Source organism: Aeromonas sp. 30P, from assembly GCF_051919805.1.
In the GTDB taxonomy this organism is placed as follows: domain Bacteria; phylum Pseudomonadota; class Gammaproteobacteria; order Enterobacterales; family Aeromonadaceae; genus Aeromonas; species Aeromonas veronii.
The window spans coordinates 1162557-1184820 of record NZ_JBQBEA010000001.1 but is presented as its reverse complement, the minus strand read 5'-3'; the positions used below and the strand labels follow the sequence as shown (position 1 = coordinate 1184820).

The following is a 22264-nucleotide window of genomic DNA, read 5'->3' as shown; positions in this document are numbered from 1 at the left end:
TACTGAGGGCTCATTCTACACCTACAAAGTGGTAAAAATGTCATTAGCGGGGAGAATAAAAAGGAGAGGTCGGTCACACAAACCGACAGATGATAATCGCAGCGCGCAAACGTTTCAACCCATCAAAAAATAAACCTTTTTTTGCATAATTAGCGCTGGTCAGCCTCATTTCAATCACTACAATAGCGCCCAATTTTCTCCCCCTCCCCACACAATTCGAGGTACTTATGGAACAGGCTGCTGTCACACGCGCCAATCGAGAGGCACATCCACCCAGGCGAGCCCATAGCGAACTGGTCTATGGCATAGAGGATGTCCCGCCTCTGCCCCAGACGCTGTTCGCCGCCCTGCAGCATATGCTCGCCATGTTTGTCGCCATCATTACCCCGCCCCTGATTATCGCCAATGCCCTCGGCCTCCCTGCCGCCGACACCCGTTATATCGTCTCCATGTCGCTGGTCATGTCCGGCATCGCCTCCTTCATTCAAACCCGCCGCTTCGGCCCCATCGGTTCCGGCCTGCTCTCGGTACAGGGCACCAGCTTCAACTTCCTCGGCCCCATCATTGCCTCCGGTCTCGCCCTCAAGCAGGCCGCCATGCCCACCGAGGATCTGTTGGGCACATTGTTTGGCACCATGATGGTTGCCGCACTCACCATAGTGGTGATGAGCCGCTTCCTCCATCTGGTGAAACGGATCATCACCCCGCTGGTGACCGGCATCGTGGTGCTGCTGATCGGTCTGACCCTGATCAAGGTGGGGCTCATCAGCATGGGCGGCGGCTATGCAGCCCTCTCTGATGGCAGCTTCGCCAGTCACACCAATCTCTTCCTCTCCCTGCTGGTACTCGGCCTTATCGTGTTGCTGCAGCGCAGTCGCAATCCCTGGCTGCGCCTCTCAGCCATCATGATCGCCATGCTGGCGGGCTATGCCGTGGCGCTGTTGCTGGGTAAAGTGAGCGCCCCCACCTTCGACGGCCCGCTGGTGATGGTGCCCATTCCGCTTCACTACGGCCTCGGCTTTGACTGGCAGCTGTTCGTGCCGCTCGCCATCATCTTCGTGGTGACGGCGCTGGAAGCGATCGGCGACATGACCGCCACCTCGGATATCTCCGGCGAGCCACTGGAAGGGCCTGTCTATATGGAGCGGATCAAAGGCGGCGTGCTGGCCGATGGTGCCAACTCCATGCTGGCAGCGGTTTTCTCCACCTTCCCCATGTCCACCTTCGCCCAGAATAACGGCGTCATTCAGCTGACCGGCGTCGCCAGCCGTCACGTCGGTCTCTTTATCGCCGCCATGCTGGCCCTGCTTGGCCTGTTCCCGGCGGTCGCGAGCCTGGTGCAGCAGATCCCCGAGCCCGTGCTGGGGGGCGCCACTATCGTGATGTTCGGCACCATCGCCGCCGCTGGCGTGCGCATCATTGCCCGCGAGGAGCTGGATCGCCGCGCCCTGATGATCCTGGCAGTGTCGCTGGCCATGGGGCTGGGAGTCGCGCAGGTGCCGGAAGTGCTGCAACACCTGCCGGAGCTGGCCAAGAGCGTACTCTCCTACGGCGTCGCCACCGGTGGCATTACCGCCATCGTGCTCAACCTGCTGCTGCCCAAGCGCGAAGCGCGCCACTCCTGAGACACCGTCTACCGATAGCAAACAGCCCCGCACTGCGGGGCTTTACCTTGCCAGTCGCCACGGGTAGTGTGCTGGGCAGCCTTTTTTGAGGATGCCGCCATGCCCTATCGCCTGCTCTCCCCCCCCCGATACCGCTTCACCCGCACAGATACTGGCGCAAGAGCAGTGCTGGTTGCGCGACTGTGCCCATGACGGCCAGCCCCGCGCTCACCTGTGGCAGGCGCCCCAATGCCTGATTGTCACTCGCAAAGATACCCGCCTCCCCCATTACGAAGCCGCCTGCCAGCAACTTGCAGATGAAGGCTGGCCGGTACATGTGCGCGACAGTGGCGGTACCGCCGTGCCCCACGGGGCGGGGATCCTCAACCTATCCCTGCTGCTGCCTCGTACCACCACAGATCTCGCCCACTACTACCGGCTGCTGGGGGCGCCGCTACTGACCCTGCTGGCAGAGTACGGCCTTGAGGGAAGCTATGACTTCGTGCCCGGCTCCTTTTGCGATGGTCAGTACAATCTGGTGATCGAGGGACGCAAGATCACCGGCACTGCCCAGCGCTGGCTGGCGCCGGGGCAGGATCACCAGGGCGCCGTGCTGGCACAAGCCATGCTGCTGGTGGCGGGTGATGTGGATGAGGGAACCAGAATGGCGAGCCGCTTCTACGAGCTGGCGGGCGGCGAACTGCGTTTTATGGCGAGAACCTCCACCACGCTGGCAAGCTGCATCGATTGGCGCGGTAGCGATCAGGCGCTAGTAGAGAAAGTGCGAGCACGTCTGGATAGCCTGCTGAGCGAGGGGCTATCCCCCCCATCCTGACCTTATTCCGAAGGGAGAGGGGAAGTACTCATCCAGAAACACTGCGCACAAAAAGCCACGACCGGAGTCGTGGCTTGTTCTTTTCAAGGGGAGCGTGAAACGGGCTGAGGCGCTCAGGCCGTCTGCGGCTCCGGCTCGGCTTCGCTATCCAGATCCCGGCTAAAGTAGGCGCGGGTCTCGGCGATCACCACATGGCGCAGACCAATCAGGCCGATGAGGTTGGGCACCGCCATCAGGCCGTTAACGATATCGGCCAGCAGCCAAATCATGTCCAGATGGAGGAAAGCACCGCTCGCCACCAGCGCCAGATAGACCAGACGATAGGGCTTGATCGCCTTCACCCCGAACAGGTACTCGGTGCAGCGCTCGCCGTAGTAGTTCCAGCCAAGGATGGTGGTAAAGGCGAAGAACAGGAGGCCAATGCTCACCAGATACTGGCCGACATGGGCATCGAGCCCCTGGGCAAAGGCCAGACTGGTCATGGCCGCGCCGCTTGCATCGCCGCTCCACACGCCGGTCACCACCAGGGTCAGGCCGGTCATGGTGCAGATGATGATGGTGTCGATGAAGGTACCTGTCATGGAGACCAGCCCCTGCTCCACGCACGAATCGGTCTTGGCTGCCGCCGCCGCGATGGGCGCAGAGCCCAGTCCCGATTCGTTGGAGAAGACCCCGCGCGCCACCCCGGACTGAATGGCCAGCATGATGCTGGCACCGACGAAGCCGCCGGTCGCCGCATGGCCGGTGAAGGCACTCTCGATAACCAGCATGACGGCATCGGGCAAGGCGCTGGCGTTGTTCACCAGCACACCCAGACAGGCGACGATGTAGAAGATGGCCATGAAGGGCACCACCTTGCTCGACACGCTGGAGATGGACTTGATCCCCCCCAGGGTCACCAGCGCCACGATCAGGGTCAGCACCACGGCGGTCGCCTCACGGGGCACCGAGAAGGAGAGGCTCATGGCGTCTGAGATAGCATTGACCTGCGGGAAGGTACCGATCCCGAAGAAAGCCACGCCGATGCCGAACAGGGCAAACAGCTTGGCGAGCGACTTGGAACCGAGCCCCTTCTCCAGATAATACATGGGACCGCCAGCCATCTGGCCGTTGGCATCCTGCTCGCGATATTTCACCGCCAGCAGACACTCGGCATACTTGGTGGCCATGCCGAACAGCGCCGCCATCCACATCCAGAACAGGGCACCGGGGCCGCCGAGCTTGATGGCGGTAGCCACCCCGACGATGTTGCCGGTACCGATGGTGGCAGAGAGAGCGGTACAGAGGGCGCCGAAGCTGGAGACATCCCCCTGCTTGCCCTGCCCCTGATCGCGGCCAAAGACCAGCCGCAGCGCGAGTGGCAAGCGCACGACCTGAAGCAGACCCAGACGCAGGGTGAGATAGATACCGGTCCCGACCAGCAGGATCAGCAGGGGCGGCCCCCAGATAAAGCTATCGATGGCGGTTAACGCCGATTGAATTGATGACATGCATCCTCCTTAAGAAACAGAAATTAAGGAGGAGAAGGATGATCTTCCCATAGGTGTCACGATCGGCCAGAGGCGATCGGATGCGGGCCAAGCCCAGGTACAACCATCCCATCCCCTCTGTCCTTTTGCCTGAGAGTTTCCGGCGCCAGCCTGCCCTTGCGGGTAGTCATGGTGCCTTGCTCCTTCGGCGCCCGATTTAACGGGTCTCTCCAGAGTATCGTCCAGTAGCAGTCCACACCGGTTGCCCGGTACCTGAAAGATTCACTTCTTCGGTGGATGGTTGCCCATCGCTCTCCTGCTACCTTCATCCGAACTAGTTTGGATTAGGAAGTCGGCATGTTAATCCAAAAAATGTGAGCTGTCTCGCACTTGGCTGCCCCCATTTATATTTTTTTAGTGACCACCAGAATCGCAGCAAGAATGTTAAATGTTAGTTAACTATCAACAAGTTAGGCTCTCACGGATCAAATGTGGCCCAAACGGGAAAAATGGCGGATAGAGAACAGTGATCCCTCTCGTTTCGCCAAGAAAATCTTGCCGACATATCCAATCAAAATGCTTGCACACAGAATCAATAAGCCGATAATCCGCTGCATAACCAAGCACTTTGTTATCAATTTATGCACTGTGTTCGGTTGGTCCCACCGGACCGCTCGCCTGACCCGGCCGTCGCCGGTTCAATCGCATATGGCTTGGGCATATCACGCCCCCTAAGGATGACCAAAAGAGAATGAACGAGACCCTGGTTGCAAAAGATGTGGTCGCACAAGATTACCGTCAGCTGGTTGAACAATTCGGCTCCCCCCTGCTGCTGCTCGACAAGGCAGCCGTCCGCAAACAGTATCGGGCCCTGGCCGCCGCCCTGCCCGATGTACGATTGCACTATGCACTCAAACCCCTGCCCCATGAGGCGGTGGTCTCTGTCTTGAAGGAAGAGGGGGCCTGTTTCGATCTGGCCACCAATGGCGAAGTGGATCTGGTGCGCAGTCAGGGGGTTCGCCCGGGACGTTGCATTCATACCCATCCCATCAAGCGCGACAGCGATATCCGTTACGCGCTGGAGTTCGGCTGCACCGTGTTTGTCTACGACAACCCGCTGGAGCTGGAGAAGTTCATTCCCTACAAGGACGAAGTGAAACTGTTGCTGCGGGTCAGCTTCCCCAACCCCGAGACCAAGGTCGATCTCTCCAAGAAGTTCGGCTGCACTCCGGAGCAGGCGCTGCCGCTGCTGCAACTGGCCCACGCCAAGGGGATCAAGGTGATGGGGCTGTCGTTCCACGTCGGCTCGCAAGTGCCTCATGCCCGTCGCCATGTGCAGGCCATCGACGCCTGCCGCGAGATCATGGAGCAGGCCTGGGCGCTCGGGCTCAAGCCTTGGGTGCTGGATATCGGCGGCGGTTTCCCGGTGGATTATGAAGGGGGCGAGTTCGATATCGACGGCTTCTGCGCCCCGATCCGCGAAGCGCTGGCCAAGTTGCCCGCTACCGTGCAGAAGATTGCCGAACCGGGCCGCTTTATCAGCGCACCGGCTATGACTTCGGTATCCAGCGTGATGGGCAAGGCCCACCGTGGCGACAAGATCTGGTACTACCTGGATGACGGCCTCTACGGCAGCTACAACGGCCAGCTCTATGACCACGTCACCTATCCGGTGAGCACGCCTTATGCCAGTGGCGAGCAGCACAACTCGGTGCTCTCCGGCCCCACCTGCGACAGCGTGGATGTGATCCGCGATGGCATCATGTTGCCGGACCTGGCTATCGGCGAGTTGGTGGTTGGCAAGGTGATGGGCGCCTACACCTGGGCCTCCGCCTCCACCTTCAACTTCTTCCCCAAGGCCAGCATCCTCATTCTGGACAGCAGCCAGAAGGGGCAGAAGCTGGTGGCAGTAGCCTGAGCACACCGCTCGCCAACAGGTTCACTGGGCAAAAACAAGAGGGGGAAGCTTGTGCTTCCCCCTCTCTCATTTCACCAACCTCTATCAGATAAACTGACTGGTCAGCAGCCAGCCGGTGTAGGCAACAAAGCAGGTGAGCAGCACGCCCCCCTCCAACCGGTTGATACGGCCCTGCCCCTTGCGGCCCAGACACATCACCAACAGCAGCAGGGTTAGCCCCATCATGATGCTCCAGTCACGGGTGAGCACCTCCGACGCCACATCGAGCGGGTGGATGCCCGCCGCAATCCCCACCACCGCCAGGGTGTTGAACAGGTTGGAGCCGAGCACGTTGCCAAGGGCCAGATCATGCTCGTTCTTGCGAATGGCGATGAGGGACGAGGCCAGCTCCGGCAGGGAGGTTCCCACCGCGACTATGGTGAGGCCAATCACCAGATCGCTGATACCAAGCGCCTGAGCGATGGTCACCGCCCCCCAGACCAACAGGCGGGAAGCGCCGATCAGCAGCACCAGCCCGACCACCAGCCAGAAGATGGCGCTCTTGAGGGACATCCCCTCGCTCTCGATATCCTCGGCGGTCTCGGTATCCAGCGCATCTCCCTTGCCATTCATGCCAGCCCAGATGGACCAGCCCATCAGGGCAACGAAGACGGCCCCCAGAATGACCGCATCCATCCGGCCCAGATGACCATCGATCAGCAGGGCGCCGGAGAGCAGGGTAATGCCGAGCAGGATCGGGATCTCCTTGCGTACTACCTGAGAGGCCACCGCGATAGGACTGATCAGTGCCGTCAGACCCAGGATCAGCGCGATATTGGTGATGTTGGAGCCATAGGCATTGCCGAGCGCCAACCCGGGATTGCCCTGGGACGCCGCCAGCGCCGAGACCACCATCTCCGGGGCCGAGGTACCAAAACCGATGATCACCATGCCGATCAGCAGCGGCGGCATCCCCGCATAACGGGCAGTGGCGGCGGCACCGTCGACAAACTTGTCTGCACTCCAGACCAGCAGCGCCAGTCCGGCAATCAGGGCAACAAAAGCCAGGGTCATAGGATCTTCATCTCTTGTTATCTGCAACGAAGCACCAGCCCAAACGGGCAGGCACCATGGGAAAGTGGCGCCAGTGTAGCTGTGCCACCTCCCATTTCAAGGGGAAATCAAACCGTGATTAACATTTCACAGTGCAGCCAGCAGGCTCGCGGCATCAGAGACCTCAAACTTGCCCGGCGCCTCCACAAACAGCTGCTCGACCACACCATCGTTGGCGATCAACGCAAAGCGCTGAGCGCGGATGCCGCCAAAGGCGCCGGTATCCTTGGCCAGATCCAGTGCCCGGGTCCAGCTGCCATCGCCATCCGCCAGCATGGTGATCGCCTCTGCATTCTGGGCCGTCTGCCAGGCCCGCATCACGAAAGCGTCGTTGACCGACAGACAACAGATGGCATCCACCCCTTTGGCCATAAACTGATCGGCCAGCACCACATAGCCGGGCAGATGGGCATTGGAGCAGGTGGGAGTAAAGGCGCCGGGTACCGCAAACAGCACTACTTTTTTACCGGCGAACAGCGTCTGGCTATCCCGCAGCTGCTTGCCCTCAGCGGTGATAAAGGTAAATTCGCCAGCAGGCAGGGGTTGTCCTATAGCAATCATGATTTCTCGTCCTGAGTCGTGATGGGAAGTCGCCAGTTTATCCCAGAGTGACGATGCCGCCTAACAGCGGCTCTGAGTCTGACCATGGATAGCGGCAGGCATTTTCCCCTTGGGCAGACTACTCTTGAGCTGGTTTCACGGCGCCAGGAGGCCCCATGCAACACTATTACGATGGTCTGGAAATTCGTCCCCCCGCCATGCGCGAACAGCAGCAACTGGACCAGCTCAATCATCAGCTTACCCATGTCAGTCAATACTGCGCCGGTTACTCCAGCGCCTATCGCCAGTGCCGCCTCGAGGATCTGGCAGAGCTGGCCACCCTGCCACTGCTCGACAGCAAAGAGCTCTTTGCCGCCCAGCAGGCTCATCCCCCCTTTGCCGGTCTCACCGGCCGCCCCGCCAGTCAGGCGTTGCGGGTCTTCTCCTGTCCGGGCCAGCTGGCCATCCCCGAGTATGCCGGGGCTGACTGGTGGGGGGCCGCCCGAGCACTGTTTGCCGCCGGTTTCAAGGCGGGGGAAGTGATGCTCAACGGCCACGACTATCATGCTGGCCCCACCGCCTTTATCTTCGATAACGGCGCCCGCCAGCTGGGGGCTCCAGTGGTACCCTGCGGCCCCCACGATACCCAGCGCCAGCTGGAGGCACTGCTGCGCTATCAACCCACCGGCTATGTCGGCCCGCTGGTGACCCTGCTCGACCTGCTGGAAGCGGCCGAAGCGGCGGAGATCCCGAGCGACTCGCTGCGCCGCGCCCTACTGTGCGAAGCCACCCATCCTGAAACGGCACCACTGCGCGCCATTCATGGCATTGCGGCCCTCAACTGTCTGGTGTGGCAGGATGTGGGGGTGGTGGCCTACGAGAGTCAGCCCGGTCAGGGCTTTATCGTCAACGAGAGCTGCATCGTCGAAATCATCGATCCCGCCAGCGGCAATCCCGTGAGTAGCGATGAAACAGGCCAGCTGGTGGTGACCCGGCTCGATCTGGAATATCCATTGCTGCGTCTGGCCACCGACTGGCAAGGGCACTGGCTCGCCAAACCGAGCGCTTGCGGGCGCACCAACCGGCGCCTCAAGCTGGTGTAGCAGACCAAGTAAATGCACAAACGCAGACGGGCAGCCATCAGGCTGCCCGTCTTGTCTCTGAACTGGAAAAGAAAATATCTAAAGAGAGACGTTAGCGTCTCGCCTGCCAGGTGGCGATGGCGAGCAGGGAGTCGGGGGTAAATTCGCTGGCGCGCTCGGCAATCTCGGCCAGGCTCATCCAGTGCACCGCGCTCACCTCTTCGGCCTGCAACTGCAGCGGCCCCTGATAACGGCAACTGAAGAGGCCACCCCAGACCCGGTAGCCCTCCCCTTCCGCATAAAAGCTGCCAAAGCCCTGCAGAGGAACATCCATAATCCCCAGCTCCTCGGCCAACTCGCGCCGAGCGGAGCGCTCCATCTCCTCACCGGTGGTGACCACGCCACCGGCGCAGGCATCCAGCATGCCGGGGCAGAAATCCTTGCTGAGGGTGCGTCGCTGCACCAGGATCCGATCCGCGTCGTCGAGCACCAGAATATAGCTGGCACGATGGCAGAGATTCTCCCGCCGCACCTCGGCTCGCTCGGCCACACCAATCACCCGGTTGTTCCCGTCCACCACATCAACCCATTCCACACACAGGCCCTTTTATTTGTTCCATTCAAGCCCGCAGTATATCGGTGCGGTGGTTTGTCATGGCACAACTTTTTCGATGACGCCGTCAATTTGCCGAACTCATTGGCAAAATAAGGATTCATGCAAATCTTTATAAACCGTCATATCAGTGTCATCGACCGACACCATAGTGTGCCCTGTCCAGGCAATCAGGGAACCGTGTGATGAAGGTATTCAAGCAGTTATCCCCACGGCAGATCGCTCGCTACATCAAGAGCTTTCATCGAGGCTATTTTGCCATCGAGTCGCTGGGGACATTTGAATTCAACGCGGGCAGGATCAGCCTCCATGGCCTGACCTGCCACCAGCGGCTAAGACTGGCTCGCCAGATCAATCTGGCTGTCAGACAACTTGGTCACCGCGACCCCTTGCCGGACATGTGAGTCAAAGGGTCTTGCCCTACTGTCTGTTGTGCATCCATGCTTTGCCCGCCGGCTACTGGCCGCGCGGGCCGTTTTCGATATCGGTAATGATGCCGTTGCGCACCGTCACAAAGCGCATGAACTCGTTCTTGCCGAAGTTGTAAGTCCAGCGTTCACCATATTTGACCTGCACCATGTTGCCAAACTGGTTCTCCTCGTTGCGGTTGAGCTCTTCACGCAACATCGGCTCACCGCACTTGAGCAGCATCTCGGCGGTGGTGTCTCCCTCGGTGATCAGGGCGTTCTTGCAGCGCATGGCATCAGCACTGGCCGGAACGCTCAGCAGCAACAGAGCAAGCCCCGCTACTTTCTTCATCTTCTTGCTCATCGGGTTCTCCTTATCCTCTCTAATGAGTCGCAGTATGCCTGTTCCCGTTTCTGAAAAAACCAGTCAAAAGCGCAAAAGTGCCGCCCTTTTCTGCTCTCCAGCCCGCTGGTCGCGACAAATGCTGTCTATCACATAACCAAAAACAAACGGCGACCCGAGGGTCGCCGTTTGCATCAAGCCAGCAGGATCACAGGATGTCCAGCAGCTCGACTTCAAATACCAGTGCAGAGTAAGGCGGGATGGAGCCCGCGCCACGGGCACCGTAGGCCAGATCGTGGGGGATGTAGAGCTTCCACTTGGAACCAACCGGCATCAGCTGCAGCGCTTCAACCCAGCCAGCAATCACGCCGGTCACCGGGAATTCAGCCGGCTGGCCGCGAGCGACGGAGCTGTCGAATACGCCACCGTGGGTGAAGGTACCGTGGTAGTGCACACGCACGGACTGACCGGCTACCGGAACGGCACCGTTGCCTTCGACCAGCACTTCGTACTGCAGACCGGAGTCGGTCACCTTCACTTCAGCGCGCTTGGCGTTGTCAGCCAGGAAGGCTTCGCCGTCAGCAGCGGCGGCCTTGGCGGCGGCTTCCTGCTCTTCTTGCATACGCGCAGTGATCACCTGGAAGGCATCATTGATATCGTCACGGCTGACCGCGAACTCCAGACCATTCAGGGCATCTGCCAGACCTTGTTGCAGGGCCGGGATATCCAGACCGGCGAAAGCTTGCTGCGCCAGCTGATCACCCATGTTGCGGCCGATGCCATAGCTGGCCTTCTGTTCGATAGAGTCGTATTGGGACATTGAGATGTTGCTCCAGATCCATGTAGTAAAGAGGCGGGATAATATCAGACTTTTGGCCGGGGTGCTGCCGGGGGCGCCCCTGATTTCCCCGTCAGTGGGAGGAACTTCACACAAGATGCGGATGAACGCCGCCCAACGGCGGCGATCTGCTTAACCGCGATCCAGCAAGGCTCTGACCGCGGCCACCTTGGCGCCATCGGTGATATTGACCCGACCATCATCCGAAGTGCCCATATTCACTCCGTGCGGCACCATGCCACCGCGCCAGCCCATGCCGGACATATGCACTTCGCTCACCCCGGTGAACTCGATGATGGTACGCACGTTGTCGGCATTGACCCCGGCCCCTGGCATCAGGCTGGCACGCCCCGCCAGCGTCTGCTGCATCTCTTGCAGGGTTTCCAACCCAGCCAACGCGGTCGGCGCATGGCCCGAGCTCAGAATGCGCTCGCAACCGGCCGCGACTATGGTCTCCAGATCGAGGCGCCAATCGGAGGAGAGGTCGATGGCGCGATGGAAGGTGACTCCCAACGGGCCTGCTGCATCCACCAGCTGTTTGAGCTTGGCGGCAGGCACCCGCCCCTCCTCATCCAGCAAACCGACCACCACCCCTTGCAGCCCCGCAGCGCGTGCCGCCGCGATATCTTGCAGCATCATCTCGAACTCGCCGTCATTGAAACAAAAATCCCCGGCGCGCGGACGGATCATGGCATAAACCGGCACTGTGGCATGGCGGGCCGCCTGCTGCATAAAACCGTAGGAGGGGGTCAGGCCGCCCAGACCCAGCGCAGAGCAGAGCTCGATGCGATCCGCCCCGGATTGCTGGGCGGTGAACAGGGATTCCAGGTTGTCGATACAGATTTCAAGACGGGTCATGAGGACTCCTTTTTCGGGGAGATCAGACCCCACATCTGATCTCATAGATTGAGCAAGGCTGCGCCGCGCACACCACCGGCACCGCCGAAGCGGGCCTGGCGGATCTCGGGCAGGGCGACCCCGGGCAGCAAGTGACCGGGCAGACGCAGCGGCAGCTGTTCATAGAGGGCGGGCAGGCCGCTCAGGCCGCCCCCCAACACCACCACCTCGGGATCAATCACCGAAATGGCGGTGGCAAGCCCGGCGGCCATGATCTCCAACCAGCAGTCGACCGTCTCGACCGCATGGGGTTCATGGGCCTCGAAGCGTCCCACAATCTGGTGACCCGTTGCGCGCTGGCCATGGAAATGGTGATAGAGACGCTCCAGACCGGTGCCGGAGGCATAGGTTTCAAAACAGACTAGACGGCCGCAGCCGCAACGGGGACGGGGCAACTCGGGGTACTTCATCAGCATGGTCGCGGGCAAGGGGTAGTGACCAATCTCGCCAGCCAGCCAGTTGCGCCCCTGAATAAGCTTGCCCGCCAGATAGACGGCGCCGCCGATGCCGGTGCCGATGGTGACGCCGAGCGCACTGCCTGCACCGTCGGCTGCCCCTTGATGCACTTCGGACCAGAGGAAGCAGTTGGCGTCGTTATCCACTTTGACCGGCCGCTCCAGCAGCTCGGCCAGATCAGCGCCCAGATGGCGACCATTGATGGAGGGCAGATTGGCCGCCACTATGCTGTGATCGTGGCTGTTGATGACACCGGGGAAACCGATGCCGACCGAGCCCCGTGCGCTGAAGCGGGCATCCGCCTGCTCGACCCGGGAGCGGATCAGCTGCTGCAGCCCCTCATAATCGTTGCCCGGGGTACTCATGCGCTCCTCGTGGCAGAGGTTCAATGCACCGTCATAAACCGCGAAGGCGATCTTGGTGCCACCGATATCAAAGCCGTAATACATGCCAGCACTCCCTTGTCAGCCCGTGTTTATCCAACTCTGTTTCAAGGGGGACATTGTATTAATTCGCAAAAAAAATAAAGTGACCGAAGGCGAAAAACGGGAGAGTGATCAGAGCAAACGGCTCATTTGTCGCTGCAGGCAGGGCTGCCCGAGGCTTATCAGGGTGCGCTCTGCACCATCAAAGACGAAGCCGCGGCGCAGGTAGAACCCCTCGCCGATGTGGTTGCCATCAAGCAGCCACAATTTGACGCTATGGCAGCCGGCGCGGCGCATCTGCATCGCCACCGCCTGCCACAGCCGTTTGCCATAGCCTTGTCGCCAGTGGTCGGGATGGAGGTAAAAAGCGCGGATCAGGGCGCTGCTCTGCCCCGCTTCCTGCAGTGGTTGCCAGTAGAGCAGGCCAATCACCACCTCATCGAGACAAAGCAGCATGGGCCTTGGGCCCGGCTCGGCCAGACGGCTCTGCCAGATCTGCAGATGAGCGGTGACATCGAGCTGTTCCAGCAGGTCGGCACCGAGCACCTGGCCATAGGCAGCGAGCCAGCTGGCTCGCTGCATCACGGTCATGGCGGCGGCATCGTCGCTGCGCGCCATACGCAGGCTTATGCCTTGCATTGGGGCACCAGACCGTTGGCGCGGGCCTGCTCATAGAGCGGCAGCACTTGCGCCTGTTGCGCCTGCAACTCGGCGATCCGGTTCTCGTTGCTCGGGTGGGTGGAGAGCAGTTGCGGCGGGGTGTTGCCACCGGCGGCGGCACTCATGTTTTGCCACAGGGGGATTGCCTCGGCCGGATTGAACCCGGCGCGCGCCATCAGCTCAAGCCCCAGCCGATCCGCTTCGCTCTCCTGAGTACGGCCATAGGGCAACATCACCCCCACCTCGACCCCGAGGCCAAGGGCGGCCATGGTGGCGCCGCGATACTCGCTGGTGCCCATGGCGATGTCCGCAGCCGCCAGACCGAGCCCCGCTAACTGGCTGCGCGAGAGTCGTTCGTTGGAGTGCTGGGCCAGTACGTGAGTCAGCTCGTGACCGATGACGGTCGCCAACTGATCCTGATTCTTGGCCACCTTGAGCAGGCCGCTGTAGACCCCGATCTTGCCGCCGGGCAGGGCGAAGGCGTTGACCTGTTTGGAGTCAAACACCACCACTTCCCAGTTGGTGATGCCATAGCTGGCCGGCACCTGGGCGGTCACCGCCTTGGCGACACAGGAGACATAGGCGTTGAGTTTGGCATCCTTGCTCACTTTCTCCTGCTTCTTCATCTGCTCGAAGGAGTCGGCGCCCAGCTGGTTCATCTGCTGGGGAGAGTAGAGCAGCATCTGGCTGCGGCCGGTCGGCGACTGGGCGCAGGCGACCAGCAGGGAACTACAGAGGGCTACCAGGCCAAACTTGGTGAGGGACGCAATCATGAAGGGATCCTTTGCCATAACGTTGCCCTATTCTCGGAAATGCCGCCCTGCTACGCAAGGGAGCCAGACCCCGGCTGGCGGAAAAATATCCATCCTGCGCTATTAACAAAACTGACAGCCGCCAAAAACAAAACGAGCCCGCTTGGGGCTCGTTTTATCAGGGCATGCTGACTGCAGGCAGTTACATGATACCCAGCTTTTTCAGGTCAGCCTGTACCACCTTGGCCGGCACCGGCACGTAGCCATCTTTGGCAACGATGTTCTGGCCTGCTTTGGAGAGCATCATCTTGACGAACTCTTGCTCCATCGGGGAGAGCGGCTTGTTCGGATGCTTGTTCACGTAAACGTACAGGAAGCGTGACAGCGGATACTTGCCGGTGATGGCGTTATCGGAGGTCGCTTCGATGAAGGTCTTGCCATCTTTGGAGAGCGGTACCGCACGCACGCCGGAGGTGACATAACCGATACCGGAGTAGCCGATGCCGTTCAGGGAGGCAGAGACAGACTGCACCACGGAGGCAGAACCCGGCTGCTCGTTCACGCCGCTCTTGAAGTCGCCGTTACACAGGGCGTGCTCCTTGAAGTAACCGTAGGTACCGGATACGGAGTTGCGACCGAACAGTTGCAGATCCTTGCTGGACCAGTTGCCGTCCAGGCCCAGATCAGACCACTTGGTGGCAGCCTTGGCTTCGCCACACTTGAGGGTGCTGGAGAAGATGGCGTCGATCTGCGGCATGGTCAGCCCCTTGATGGGGTTGTCCTTGTTGACGAACACCGCCAGAGCATCGACTGCAACGCGGATGGCAGTCGGCTTGTAGCCGTAACGCTTCTCGAATGCTTCCTCTTCACCGGCCTTCATGGCACGGCTCATCGGGCCGAACTGGGCAACACCTTCGGTCAGGGCAGTCGGGGCGGTAGAAGAACCGGCGGCCTGGATCTGCACGTTGACGTTGGGGTACAAACGCTTAAATTCTTCGGCCCACAGGGTCATCATGTTGGCCAGGGTGTCCGAGCCGACAGAGGACAGGTTGCCCGAAATGCCGCTGGTCGGTGTGTAATCCGGCAGGTCTTTATCCACACCGGCAGCCAGGGCGCTGACAGAAAACAGGGTTGCTGCGGTGAATCCGATTACACCAGCCAGTTTGTTGAGTTTCATCCAATCTCTCCAAAGTTACAGAAGGTCCGTTCTTAAGACGGCGCCAGTATCTGACCTGGCAGTGACAAATTTATGGATTTAATGTGACACTTTAATGACATGGCGACAGATTTGAACAAATGAAAAGAGGGCCCGTTCAAAGGCCCTCTTTTTGCAGCTAACCCATTGCCATAAAAGACTATTTAATCACCACCATGCGACTCGGAATGAGAAAGCTGAAGCGGCTGCCAAGGCCGACCCGGCTCTCGATATCGAGCTGGCAGTCATGATGACTGAGGGCATGCTTGACGATGGCAAGGCCCAAGCCTGAACCGCCGGTGTGGCGCGAGCGTGCCTTGTCGACCCGATAGAACCGCTCGGTCAGCCGCGCCAGATGCTCGGGGGCAATCCCCTCCCCTTCATCGCTCACGGCAAACAACGCCATCGCCCCCTGCTTGCGCCACTCCACGGTAATTTTTCGCCCCGCAGGGGTGTAGTGGATGGCGTTATAGACCAGGTTGGAGACGGCACTGCGCAGCTGCTCCTGATCCCCGCGCACCAGCAGATTGGGCTGCACCACAAATTCAATCTGGTGGGCCCGTTCGCCCGAGAGCGCCCGCGCCTCCTGCTCCAGCAGCCCCAGCATGGCAGGCATGTCCACCAAGTGGGAGAGATCCACGGTCGGGGCCGCCTCGATACGGGAGAGGGTGAGCAGCTGATTGACCAGATTATCCATCCGGATAGTCTGCTCCATCATCACCCGATGCGCCTTGGCCCACATGGCGGGCGGGGGCGGCTCCTCGGTCATCTCCAGATAGCCCTTGAGCACGGTCAGCGGGGTGCGCAGCTCGTGAGAGACGTTGGAAACGAAGTGCTTGCGGGTCTTCTCGAGACTGCGCAAGCGGGTGACATCCCGTACCACCAGCATCGCCTGATCCGAGGCGTAGGGCATGATGCGAAACTCGAGAAACTTCTCCTCGTTGACCGGGGAGTGCATCTCGAGGGGCTCGTCATACGCCCCCTTGCCCAGATAGGCGTTAAAGGCAGGATTGCGAATGAGGTTGCCGATATGCTGGCCGGCATCCTCCGGCCAGCGAAAACCGAGCAGTTGCTCCGCCAGCCGGTTGCACCAGAGGATGCTGCCATCGGTGCGAAACACCACGGCGGCATCGGGCAGCGCCTCGGCCCCCTCCCGGAAGCGGCGGATCAGCCCCGCCAGCTCGCGGCGACGGGCGCGGTGACGCTGCTGCAGCTTGTAGATACCGTTGAAGATGTACTCCCAGCTGCCATTGCCGCTGGGGGGCACCAGGCTACGGTCGTGCCACAGCCAGTCAGAGAGCCGCTTCTGGAAGCGATAGTGCCAGCCCAGATGCAACACGGCCGCCACCAACAGGCAGAGGGCAAGATGATCAATCAACCAGCCAACCAATGCGAAGGGGGCGTAAAAAAACGCCATTCGCCACAACTGTCGCCGCCAGGCGTAAGGTTGCAACATAACTGCCTCTAGAGACGGGTTGAGAAGCGGTATCCGGCTCCACGCACCGTCTGGATCAATCTGTCGTGCCCTGTCTCTTCAATCGCCTTGCGCAGGCGACGAATATGCACATCCACGGTTCTGTCCTCGACGTACACATTGGTACCCCAGACATTATTGAGCAGCTGTTCACGGCTGTAGACCCGCTCGGGGTGAGTCATAAAGAAGTGAAGCAGCTTGAATTCGGTCGGCCCCATGTCGAGCGCCTTCTCTTCGGCACTGACCCGGTGGGAGACAGGATCGAGTTTCAGCCCCTGCACCTCGATCACCTCATCCACCGAGGTGGGCGACACGCGGCGCATCACAGCATGGAGGCGAGCGGTCAACTCCTTGGGCGAGAACGGCTTGGTGATATAGTCGTCGGCACCGGCCTCCAGACCACGCACCTTGTCCTCCTCTTCACCGCGAGCGGTGAGCATCACCACCGGGATCTGGCGCGTCACCTCATCCTGCTTGAGCTGCTTGATAAACTGGATGCCACTGCCGCCCGGCATCATCCAGTCGAGCACGATGAGTTCGGGGTAGGGTTCGCGCACCTTCGCCAGTCCATCGGCGTAATCTTCCGCTTCAATCGTCTCATATCCCTTCTGCTCCAACACGAAGCAGAGCATTTCGCGGATCGGTGCTTCGTCCTCGACCACCAGAATTCGCTTAGCCATTCCCTTCTCTCTCCTCTGTGAAGATGGGTGCGCCAATTATTAGAATTTTCTGTGACACTTTTATGACTTTATGACAGGCGGGATGATAAACGTTTTCAGATTCAGTTGGCAGCAGTACGTTGCAACAAGTCCCACCGGTTGCCGCTGATATCCTCAAATACCACCACCGTGCCATAAGGCTCGTCGCGGGGCTGTTCACAAAAATGAACACCGTACGCCTGCATACGCTGGTAATCCCCCCAGAAATCAGTGGTCTCGAGGAACAGAAATACCCGGCCACCGCCCTGCTGGCCGATGGCGGCCTGCTGCTGCGCATTGGCCGCTTGTGCCAGCAGCAACGCGGAACCGGGGGTGCCTTTGGGGGCAACCCGCACCCAGCGCTTGCCCGGTTTACCCGGTTCATCGAGCCGAGTGTCTTCCAGGAGCGCAAAGCCAAGTCCCTCGGTAAAAAAGCGAATGGCCTGATCGTAATCAGCCACCAGCAGGGTCAGCGCCCCTATGTGTTGTGACATGGCAGAAAATCCTCAACGGATGAGTCAACGGGCGCAATGCCCCGGCCAGGGCGCATCATAGCGGCTGGACGGGCAGGGCTCCAGCCATCATGTGCGTCTTGAAACGACCGATGAGGGGGAGTGGCACTCAAGGCGCTTCGCGCAGCGTCCGGTAGAGGGTGGTGCGGCTGATCCCCAGCTGGCGCGCGGCCTCGCTCACATTTCCGCCGCATGCCGCCAGCGTTTGCTGTACCTGCCGCCGGGTTTGTTCACGCAAGCAGGTCACCTCCCCCATCGGCAAGGCGCCGGGCTCATTGGCCACACTGGGCAGATGCAGGTGGGCGGGTTCTATCCAACCCAACCCCTCTGCCAGCACACAGGCCACTTCCAGTGCCTGCTTGAGCTGACGCACGTTGCCGGGCAGCGGATGGGCCAGCAGCTGTTGCTCCGCATCGCGGGTCAGACGCAGGGTCGGGTCCATCTCCGCCAACAGTCGCTGGATCAGCTCCAGACGCTCAGCGGCAGGCCAACGGCGCAGCGGCATCAGCTGCTGGCGCCAGCCGCAGATCCGGTAATAGAGGTCTTCGCGAAATGCGCCACTCTGCACCATGGCCGCCAGATCCCGGTGGCTGGCACTGACCAGCCAGAAATCCACCGCCTCCGGCTTGTGACTGCCAACCGGTGTCACGCTGCGTTCCTGCAAAACCCTCAGCAGTCGAGTTTGAGCCTGCAGCGGCAGTTCGCCAATTTCATCGAGCATCAGCATGCCGCCGTGGGCTGCGCGCAGATAACCCTGACTGCCCTGGCTGCGGGCACCGCTGAAGGCCCCGCCCACATAGCCAAACAGCTCGGCTTCCACCAGATCTGTTGGTAACGCGCCACAGTTGACGCACACCAGTGGCTGCTCCCGCCGACTGGACGCTCGGTGCAGGGCCCGCACCAGATGCTCCTTGCCGCTGCCGGTCTCCCCCTCGATAAGCAGCGAAATGCCGCGCTCCAGCATCTTGAGCGGCACCTGCTGCGGATGTGGCACCGGGCTTGAGTGACCCGGCAGCGCGGTGCAGGAAGATGTCGCGTCCGCTTCTGGCAACAGCCGCAAGCCACGCCCCTCGCGCAGCAGTTGCCTGCCATCGAAAGGATGCTGACCGAGCCAGAGTCGGCCTGCCCGGTTGGCGCCGAGCAGTTCCCCCTCCTCTCCCAGCAACAGGCGAGCGGACCAGAGGCTCTGGGGATCGAGATCCACCAGCCAGCCCGGCTGACGCGCCAATAGTGCGTTTTCGAGGGTCATGGCCAGCAGCCGCACCGTGCCCAGCATGTCGCCGTCGTGGTGGACCGCATCGGTGGAGATATCGAGCACACCCAGCAATTGCCCGTCCGGCCCGAGCAACGGGCAAGCGCTGCAACTGAGGAAGCTGTGCTGGGCGAAGAAGTGCTGATTGCCGAGCACCTGCACTTCGCTCTGCTCGGCCAGCGCGGTACCGATGGCATTGGTGCCCTTGCTCGCCTCACCCCAGCGGGCACCACTGCGCAAAAAGATACGCTCGGCATGACGGGCGAAACCCTCATCACCACTGGCGGCCAGAATGGCCCCCTCACCGTCACACAACAACAGGCGACAGGGGCGACCCGCCAGCAGCTGGGCAAACAGCGGCAGCACGAAGCGCTGGAAGCAGGAGATCAGCGCCCTGTGCTGCTCCTGACGGGCCGACAGCTCCCCCTGGGGCAGCAAGTCCAGATCGGCACTCTGCTGGCGGCTCAGCCCCTGATGCAGGCAACGCTGCCAGGAACGCTGGATCGGACCGGGACCGGGTTGAAGTGACTCACTCATCACGCCTCCTGTTCACAAACAGCACGACTGTCTCTGCCACTGTCCAGAAACGGTACAGTTTTATCGCAATAGCCGTGGACATTGGTTAACCAAGATACGCTGCCACACCCCATTTGATAACGTTTTTGTAACCTTTTTGTCTGCTGGTCAGACCCTTTGGCACGCCCCTTGCGATATCAGCTGGCAACCGGTCTGTCAGCCAGTCCGGTCAGGATCACACACATAAAGGATGATGAGATGATTTATACCGCTCCCGGTCAGGCAGGTGCCCTGGTCAGCTTCAAGTCCCGTTACGACAACTTCATCGGCGGTGAGTGGGTGGCGCCGCGCGCCGGCCGCTACTTTGAAAACATATCGCCGGTGGATGGCAAAGTATTCTGCGAGGTCGCCCGCTCCGACGCCGCCGATATCGAACTGGCGCTGGATGCCGCCCACAAGGCGTTTACCAGCTGGAGCAAGACCAGCGTCACCGAGCGCAGCAATCTGCTGCTGCGCATCGCCGCTCGCATCGAGCAGAACATCGAGCGACTCGCCATAGCCGAAACCTGGGAGAACGGCAAAGCGGTGCGCGAAACCCTGGCGGCAGACCTGCCGCTGGTGGTGGATCACTTCCGCTACTTCGCTGGCTGCATTCGCGCTCAGGAGGGCTCGGCCGCCGAGCTGGATCAGAACACCGTCAGCTACCACTTCAAGGAGCCCATCGGCGTGGTCGGCCAGATCATCCCGTGGAACTTCCCGCTGCTGATGGCCGCCTGGAAGCTTGCCCCTGTGCTGGCGGCCGGTTGCTGCAGCGTGCTCAAGCCCGCCGAGCAGACCCCGGTCACCATCATGCTGATGATGGATCTCATCAAGGACATCCTGCCCCCCGGCGTAGTCAACGTGGTCAACGGCTTCGGCGCCGAGGCAGGTCAGGCGCTGGCCACCAGCAACCGGATCCAGAAACTGGCCTTTACCGGTTCGACCGAAGTGGGCGCCCATATCCTGCGCTGCGCCGCCGACAAGCTGATCCCCTCCACCGTGGAGCTGGGCGGCAAGTCCCCCAATATCTACTTCGCCGACGTGATGCAGCACGAGAGCAGCTACATCGATAAGGCGGTAGAAGGGATGCTGATGACCTTCTTCAACCAGGGGGAAGTGTGTACCTGTCCCTCCCGCGCGCTGGTGCAGGCCAACATCTATGACGACTTCATGGACAGGGTGCTGGCCCGTGCCCGCACCATAGTGCAGGGCAACCCCCTCGATACCGCCACTCAGGTGGGAGCGCAGGCGTCTCGCGAGCAGTTCGACAAAATCCTGGGCTACATGGAGATCGGCCGCGGCGAAGGGGCCAAGATGCTGATCGGCGGCGGCCCGGCCAAGGTGAGCGGACTGGAGGGGGGGTTCTACATCCAGCCCACCATCTTCTCCGGTCAGAACAAGATGCGGGTGTTCCAGGAGGAGATCTTCGGGCCGGCGCTCGGGGTCACCACCTTCAAGGACGAGGCGGATGCTCTGGCCATTGCCAACGACACCCAGTACGGGTTGGGGGCAGGCCTGTGGACCCGCGACAGCAATCTGGCCTGGCGCATGGGGCGTGGCATTCAGGCTGGCCGGGTCTGGGTCAACTGCTACCACGCCTACCCGGCACACGCCGCCTTTGGCGGCTACAAAAAGTCGGGGATCGGCCGCGAGACCCACAAGATGATGCTGGACCACTACCAGAACACCAAGAACCTGTTGGTGAGTCACGACATCAACCCGCTCGGCTTCTTCTAACGCAAGCAGATGTCATAAGAAAGGGCGCCTGCGGGCGCCCTCCTTGTTTTGCTTCACCAGATGACATGTCCGGCGATTTGTTATCGACCTGACTGCTGGCGATAACGCTGGGGGGAGCAGCCCAGCTCCCGGTTGAACATGGCGATAAAGGCCGAGGTGGAGCCGTAACCGAGCCGCCAGCTAATCTCCTGAATGGACATGTCCCCCTTGAGCCAGGCCAAGGCTTTGAGAAGCCGCAGCCGCGCCCGCCACTGACCGAAACTCATCCCCAACTCCCGCAGGCAGCGCCGCGCCAGGGTGCGCTCTGTGGTGTGCAGTTGTCCTGCCCACTGGGCCAGAGTACGGGGATCGGCAGGATCGCTGTGCAACGCCGCCAGCATGGGAGCCAGCAGCTTGTCCTGACTCATCGGCAGGTAGCTCTCCTGACAGCGGGTGCGCGCCAGTCGCTCCACCAGCAACTCGGCCTGACGCTGATCCCACTCATCCACCATATGGCCTACCCGCCGTTCGCAAAAATCGCTCAGCAGGGCGCGGATCAGCGGGGTGAGCAGCAGCAATCTGGGCTCTGGCGGCAGCTTGGCCGCCAGCTCGTGGCTGACGTAGATGGAGGTGTAGTCGAGGGTCTGCTCGTTGTAGGAGGTGTGGTCGAGATCCGCCGGTACCCAGATCAGGTAGTCGGCAGGGGCCACCAGTCGCTGATCCCCCAGCTCTATCTCCATGATCCCCAGGCTGATCATGTTGAGCTGGCCCCAGGGGTGGGAGTGCAGCACGGTCGCGCTGTCGGCCAGCATCTGCTGGTAACTGAAATAGAGCGGATTGGGAGCGGGCAGAACGACATCTACCGGCTGAAAGTGGTGAGTGGCCATCAGCGCCCCTTGTCAGCGAGAGAGAGGAGCAGGCGTGATGCAAC

Annotated in this window: 21 protein-coding genes, 1 pseudogene and 1 riboswitch; of the genes and pseudogenes, 6 read left to right on the top strand and 16 right to left on the bottom strand. The window is 60.9% G+C overall.

Features of this window, described 5'->3' with window-relative positions; translation table 11 throughout:
• Positions 1–227 precede the first annotated feature (227 nt).
• Together ACTG2B_RS05650 and ACTG2B_RS05645 are read left to right on the top strand one after the other, a co-directional pair.
• Positions 228–1625 (top strand): nucleobase:cation symporter-2 family protein, encoded by a 1398-nt coding sequence (locus ACTG2B_RS05650; RefSeq protein WP_040066712.1) that lies wholly within the window; start codon positions 228–230, stop codon positions 1623–1625.
• Between the two features lie 99 nt (positions 1626–1724).
• Positions 1725–2439: pseudogene (locus ACTG2B_RS05645) on the top strand (lipoyl protein ligase domain-containing protein).
• A gap of 113 nt (positions 2440–2552) precedes the next feature.
• On the opposite strand, the gene ACTG2B_RS05640 reads toward ACTG2B_RS05645, so the two are convergent.
• Complete coding sequence (locus ACTG2B_RS05640) at positions 2553–3929, bottom strand: alanine/glycine:cation symporter family protein (protein WP_069526299.1); 1377 nt, start codon at positions 3927–3929, stop codon at positions 2553–2555.
• A 107-nt stretch (positions 3930–4036) separates the two neighbouring features.
• Positions 4037–4152: riboswitch (glycine riboswitch) on the bottom strand.
• Positions 4153–4659: 507 nt separating this feature from the next.
• Between ACTG2B_RS05640 and ACTG2B_RS05635 the strand changes: the two genes are divergently transcribed.
• Entirely contained in the window at positions 4660–5826 is a 1167-nt protein-coding gene (locus ACTG2B_RS05635; protein ID WP_043818871.1) for a type III PLP-dependent enzyme, read from the top strand.
• 84 nt (positions 5827–5910) lie between these two features.
• Here ACTG2B_RS05635 and ACTG2B_RS05630 read toward each other — a convergent pair whose 3' ends face one another.
• On the bottom strand, positions 5911–6879 hold the full coding sequence (locus ACTG2B_RS05630) for a calcium/sodium antiporter (RefSeq protein ID WP_136501491.1): 969 nt from the start codon (positions 6877–6879) through the stop codon (positions 5911–5913).
• A 126-nt stretch (positions 6880–7005) separates the two neighbouring features.
• On the bottom strand, positions 7006–7479 hold the full coding sequence (locus ACTG2B_RS05625) for a peroxiredoxin (protein ID WP_439995323.1): 474 nt from the start codon (positions 7477–7479) through the stop codon (positions 7006–7008).
• Between the two features lie 155 nt (positions 7480–7634).
• On the opposite strand from ACTG2B_RS05625, the gene ACTG2B_RS05620 reads away from it, so the two are divergent.
• Positions 7635–8561, top strand: a complete 927-nt coding sequence (locus tag ACTG2B_RS05620; protein ID WP_439995322.1) for a phenylacetate--CoA ligase family protein — start codon at positions 7635–7637, stop codon at positions 8559–8561.
• Positions 8562–8652: 91 nt separating this feature from the next.
• Here ACTG2B_RS05620 and yfcD read toward each other — a convergent pair whose 3' ends face one another.
• Complete coding sequence (yfcD, locus tag ACTG2B_RS05615; RefSeq protein ID WP_088869894.1) at positions 8653–9135, bottom strand: NUDIX hydrolase YfcD; 483 nt, start codon at positions 9133–9135, stop codon at positions 8653–8655.
• A gap of 203 nt (positions 9136–9338) precedes the next feature.
• On the opposite strand from yfcD, the gene ACTG2B_RS05610 reads away from it, so the two are divergent.
• Positions 9339–9557, top strand: a complete 219-nt coding sequence (locus tag ACTG2B_RS05610) for a DUF1107 family protein (RefSeq protein ID WP_005358887.1) — start codon at positions 9339–9341, stop codon at positions 9555–9557.
• 52 nt (positions 9558–9609) lie between these two features.
• On the opposite strand, the gene ACTG2B_RS05605 is transcribed toward ACTG2B_RS05610, so the two are convergent.
• The 11 genes from ACTG2B_RS05605 to ACTG2B_RS05555 all read right to left on the bottom strand — a co-directional run bounded on the left by ACTG2B_RS05605 (position 9610) and on the right by ACTG2B_RS05555 (position 19599).
• On the bottom strand, positions 9610–9924 hold the full coding sequence (locus ACTG2B_RS05605) for a DUF2845 domain-containing protein (RefSeq protein WP_206875739.1): 315 nt from the start codon (positions 9922–9924) through the stop codon (positions 9610–9612).
• 187 nt (positions 9925–10111) lie between these two features.
• The gene (locus ACTG2B_RS05600) at positions 10112–10723 is read right to left on the bottom strand and encodes an FKBP-type peptidyl-prolyl cis-trans isomerase (protein ID WP_005338405.1); all 612 of its coding nucleotides are present in this window, start codon (positions 10721–10723) and stop codon (positions 10112–10114) included.
• A 150-nt stretch (positions 10724–10873) separates the two neighbouring features.
• The gene (locus ACTG2B_RS05595) at positions 10874–11599 is read right to left on the bottom strand and encodes a copper homeostasis protein CutC (protein WP_439995321.1); all 726 of its coding nucleotides are present in this window, start codon (positions 11597–11599) and stop codon (positions 10874–10876) included.
• 41 nt (positions 11600–11640) lie between these two features.
• Positions 11641–12543, bottom strand: coding sequence for an ROK family protein (locus ACTG2B_RS05590; RefSeq protein ID WP_064337028.1), 903 nt, complete (start codon positions 12541–12543; stop codon positions 11641–11643).
• 108 nt (positions 12544–12651) lie between these two features.
• Positions 12652–13158 (bottom strand): GNAT family N-acetyltransferase, encoded by a 507-nt coding sequence (locus ACTG2B_RS05585; protein WP_150390418.1) that lies wholly within the window; start codon positions 13156–13158, stop codon positions 12652–12654.
• The gene (locus tag ACTG2B_RS05580; RefSeq protein WP_421318114.1) at positions 13146–13952 is read right to left on the bottom strand and encodes a M48 family metallopeptidase; all 807 of its coding nucleotides are present in this window, start codon (positions 13950–13952) and stop codon (positions 13146–13148) included. Before ACTG2B_RS05580 ends, ACTG2B_RS05585 begins: the two co-directional genes overlap by 13 nt.
• 181 nt (positions 13953–14133) lie before the next feature.
• Positions 14134–15108 (bottom strand): PstS family phosphate ABC transporter substrate-binding protein, encoded by a 975-nt coding sequence (locus tag ACTG2B_RS05575; protein WP_005338411.1) that lies wholly within the window; start codon positions 15106–15108, stop codon positions 14134–14136.
• A gap of 178 nt (positions 15109–15286) precedes the next feature.
• Complete coding sequence (phoR, locus tag ACTG2B_RS05570) at positions 15287–16582, bottom strand: phosphate regulon sensor histidine kinase PhoR (protein ID WP_021229135.1); 1296 nt, start codon at positions 16580–16582, stop codon at positions 15287–15289.
• An 8-nt stretch (positions 16583–16590) separates the two neighbouring features.
• Positions 16591–17280: a phosphate regulon transcriptional regulator PhoB gene (gene phoB, locus ACTG2B_RS05565; protein WP_005338414.1), complete on the bottom strand. Its 690-nt coding sequence runs from the start codon at positions 17278–17280 to the stop codon at positions 16591–16593.
• Between the two features lie 101 nt (positions 17281–17381).
• Positions 17382–17792: a VOC family protein gene (locus ACTG2B_RS05560; protein WP_106842433.1), complete on the bottom strand. Its 411-nt coding sequence runs from the start codon at positions 17790–17792 to the stop codon at positions 17382–17384.
• A 127-nt stretch (positions 17793–17919) separates the two neighbouring features.
• Positions 17920–19599: a sigma-54-dependent Fis family transcriptional regulator gene (locus ACTG2B_RS05555; protein WP_439995320.1), complete on the bottom strand. Its 1680-nt coding sequence runs from the start codon at positions 19597–19599 to the stop codon at positions 17920–17922.
• A gap of 237 nt (positions 19600–19836) precedes the next feature.
• Here ACTG2B_RS05555 and exaC point away from each other — a divergent pair, with 237 nt between their 5' ends.
• On the top strand, positions 19837–21354 hold the full coding sequence (exaC, locus tag ACTG2B_RS05550; protein WP_107682392.1) for an acetaldehyde dehydrogenase ExaC: 1518 nt from the start codon (positions 19837–19839) through the stop codon (positions 21352–21354).
• A gap of 80 nt (positions 21355–21434) precedes the next feature.
• Here exaC and ACTG2B_RS05545 read toward each other — a convergent pair whose 3' ends face one another.
• On the bottom strand, positions 21435–22220 hold the full coding sequence (locus ACTG2B_RS05545) for an AraC family transcriptional regulator (protein ID WP_439995319.1): 786 nt from the start codon (positions 22218–22220) through the stop codon (positions 21435–21437).
• Between the last annotated feature and the right edge of the window lie 44 nt (positions 22221–22264).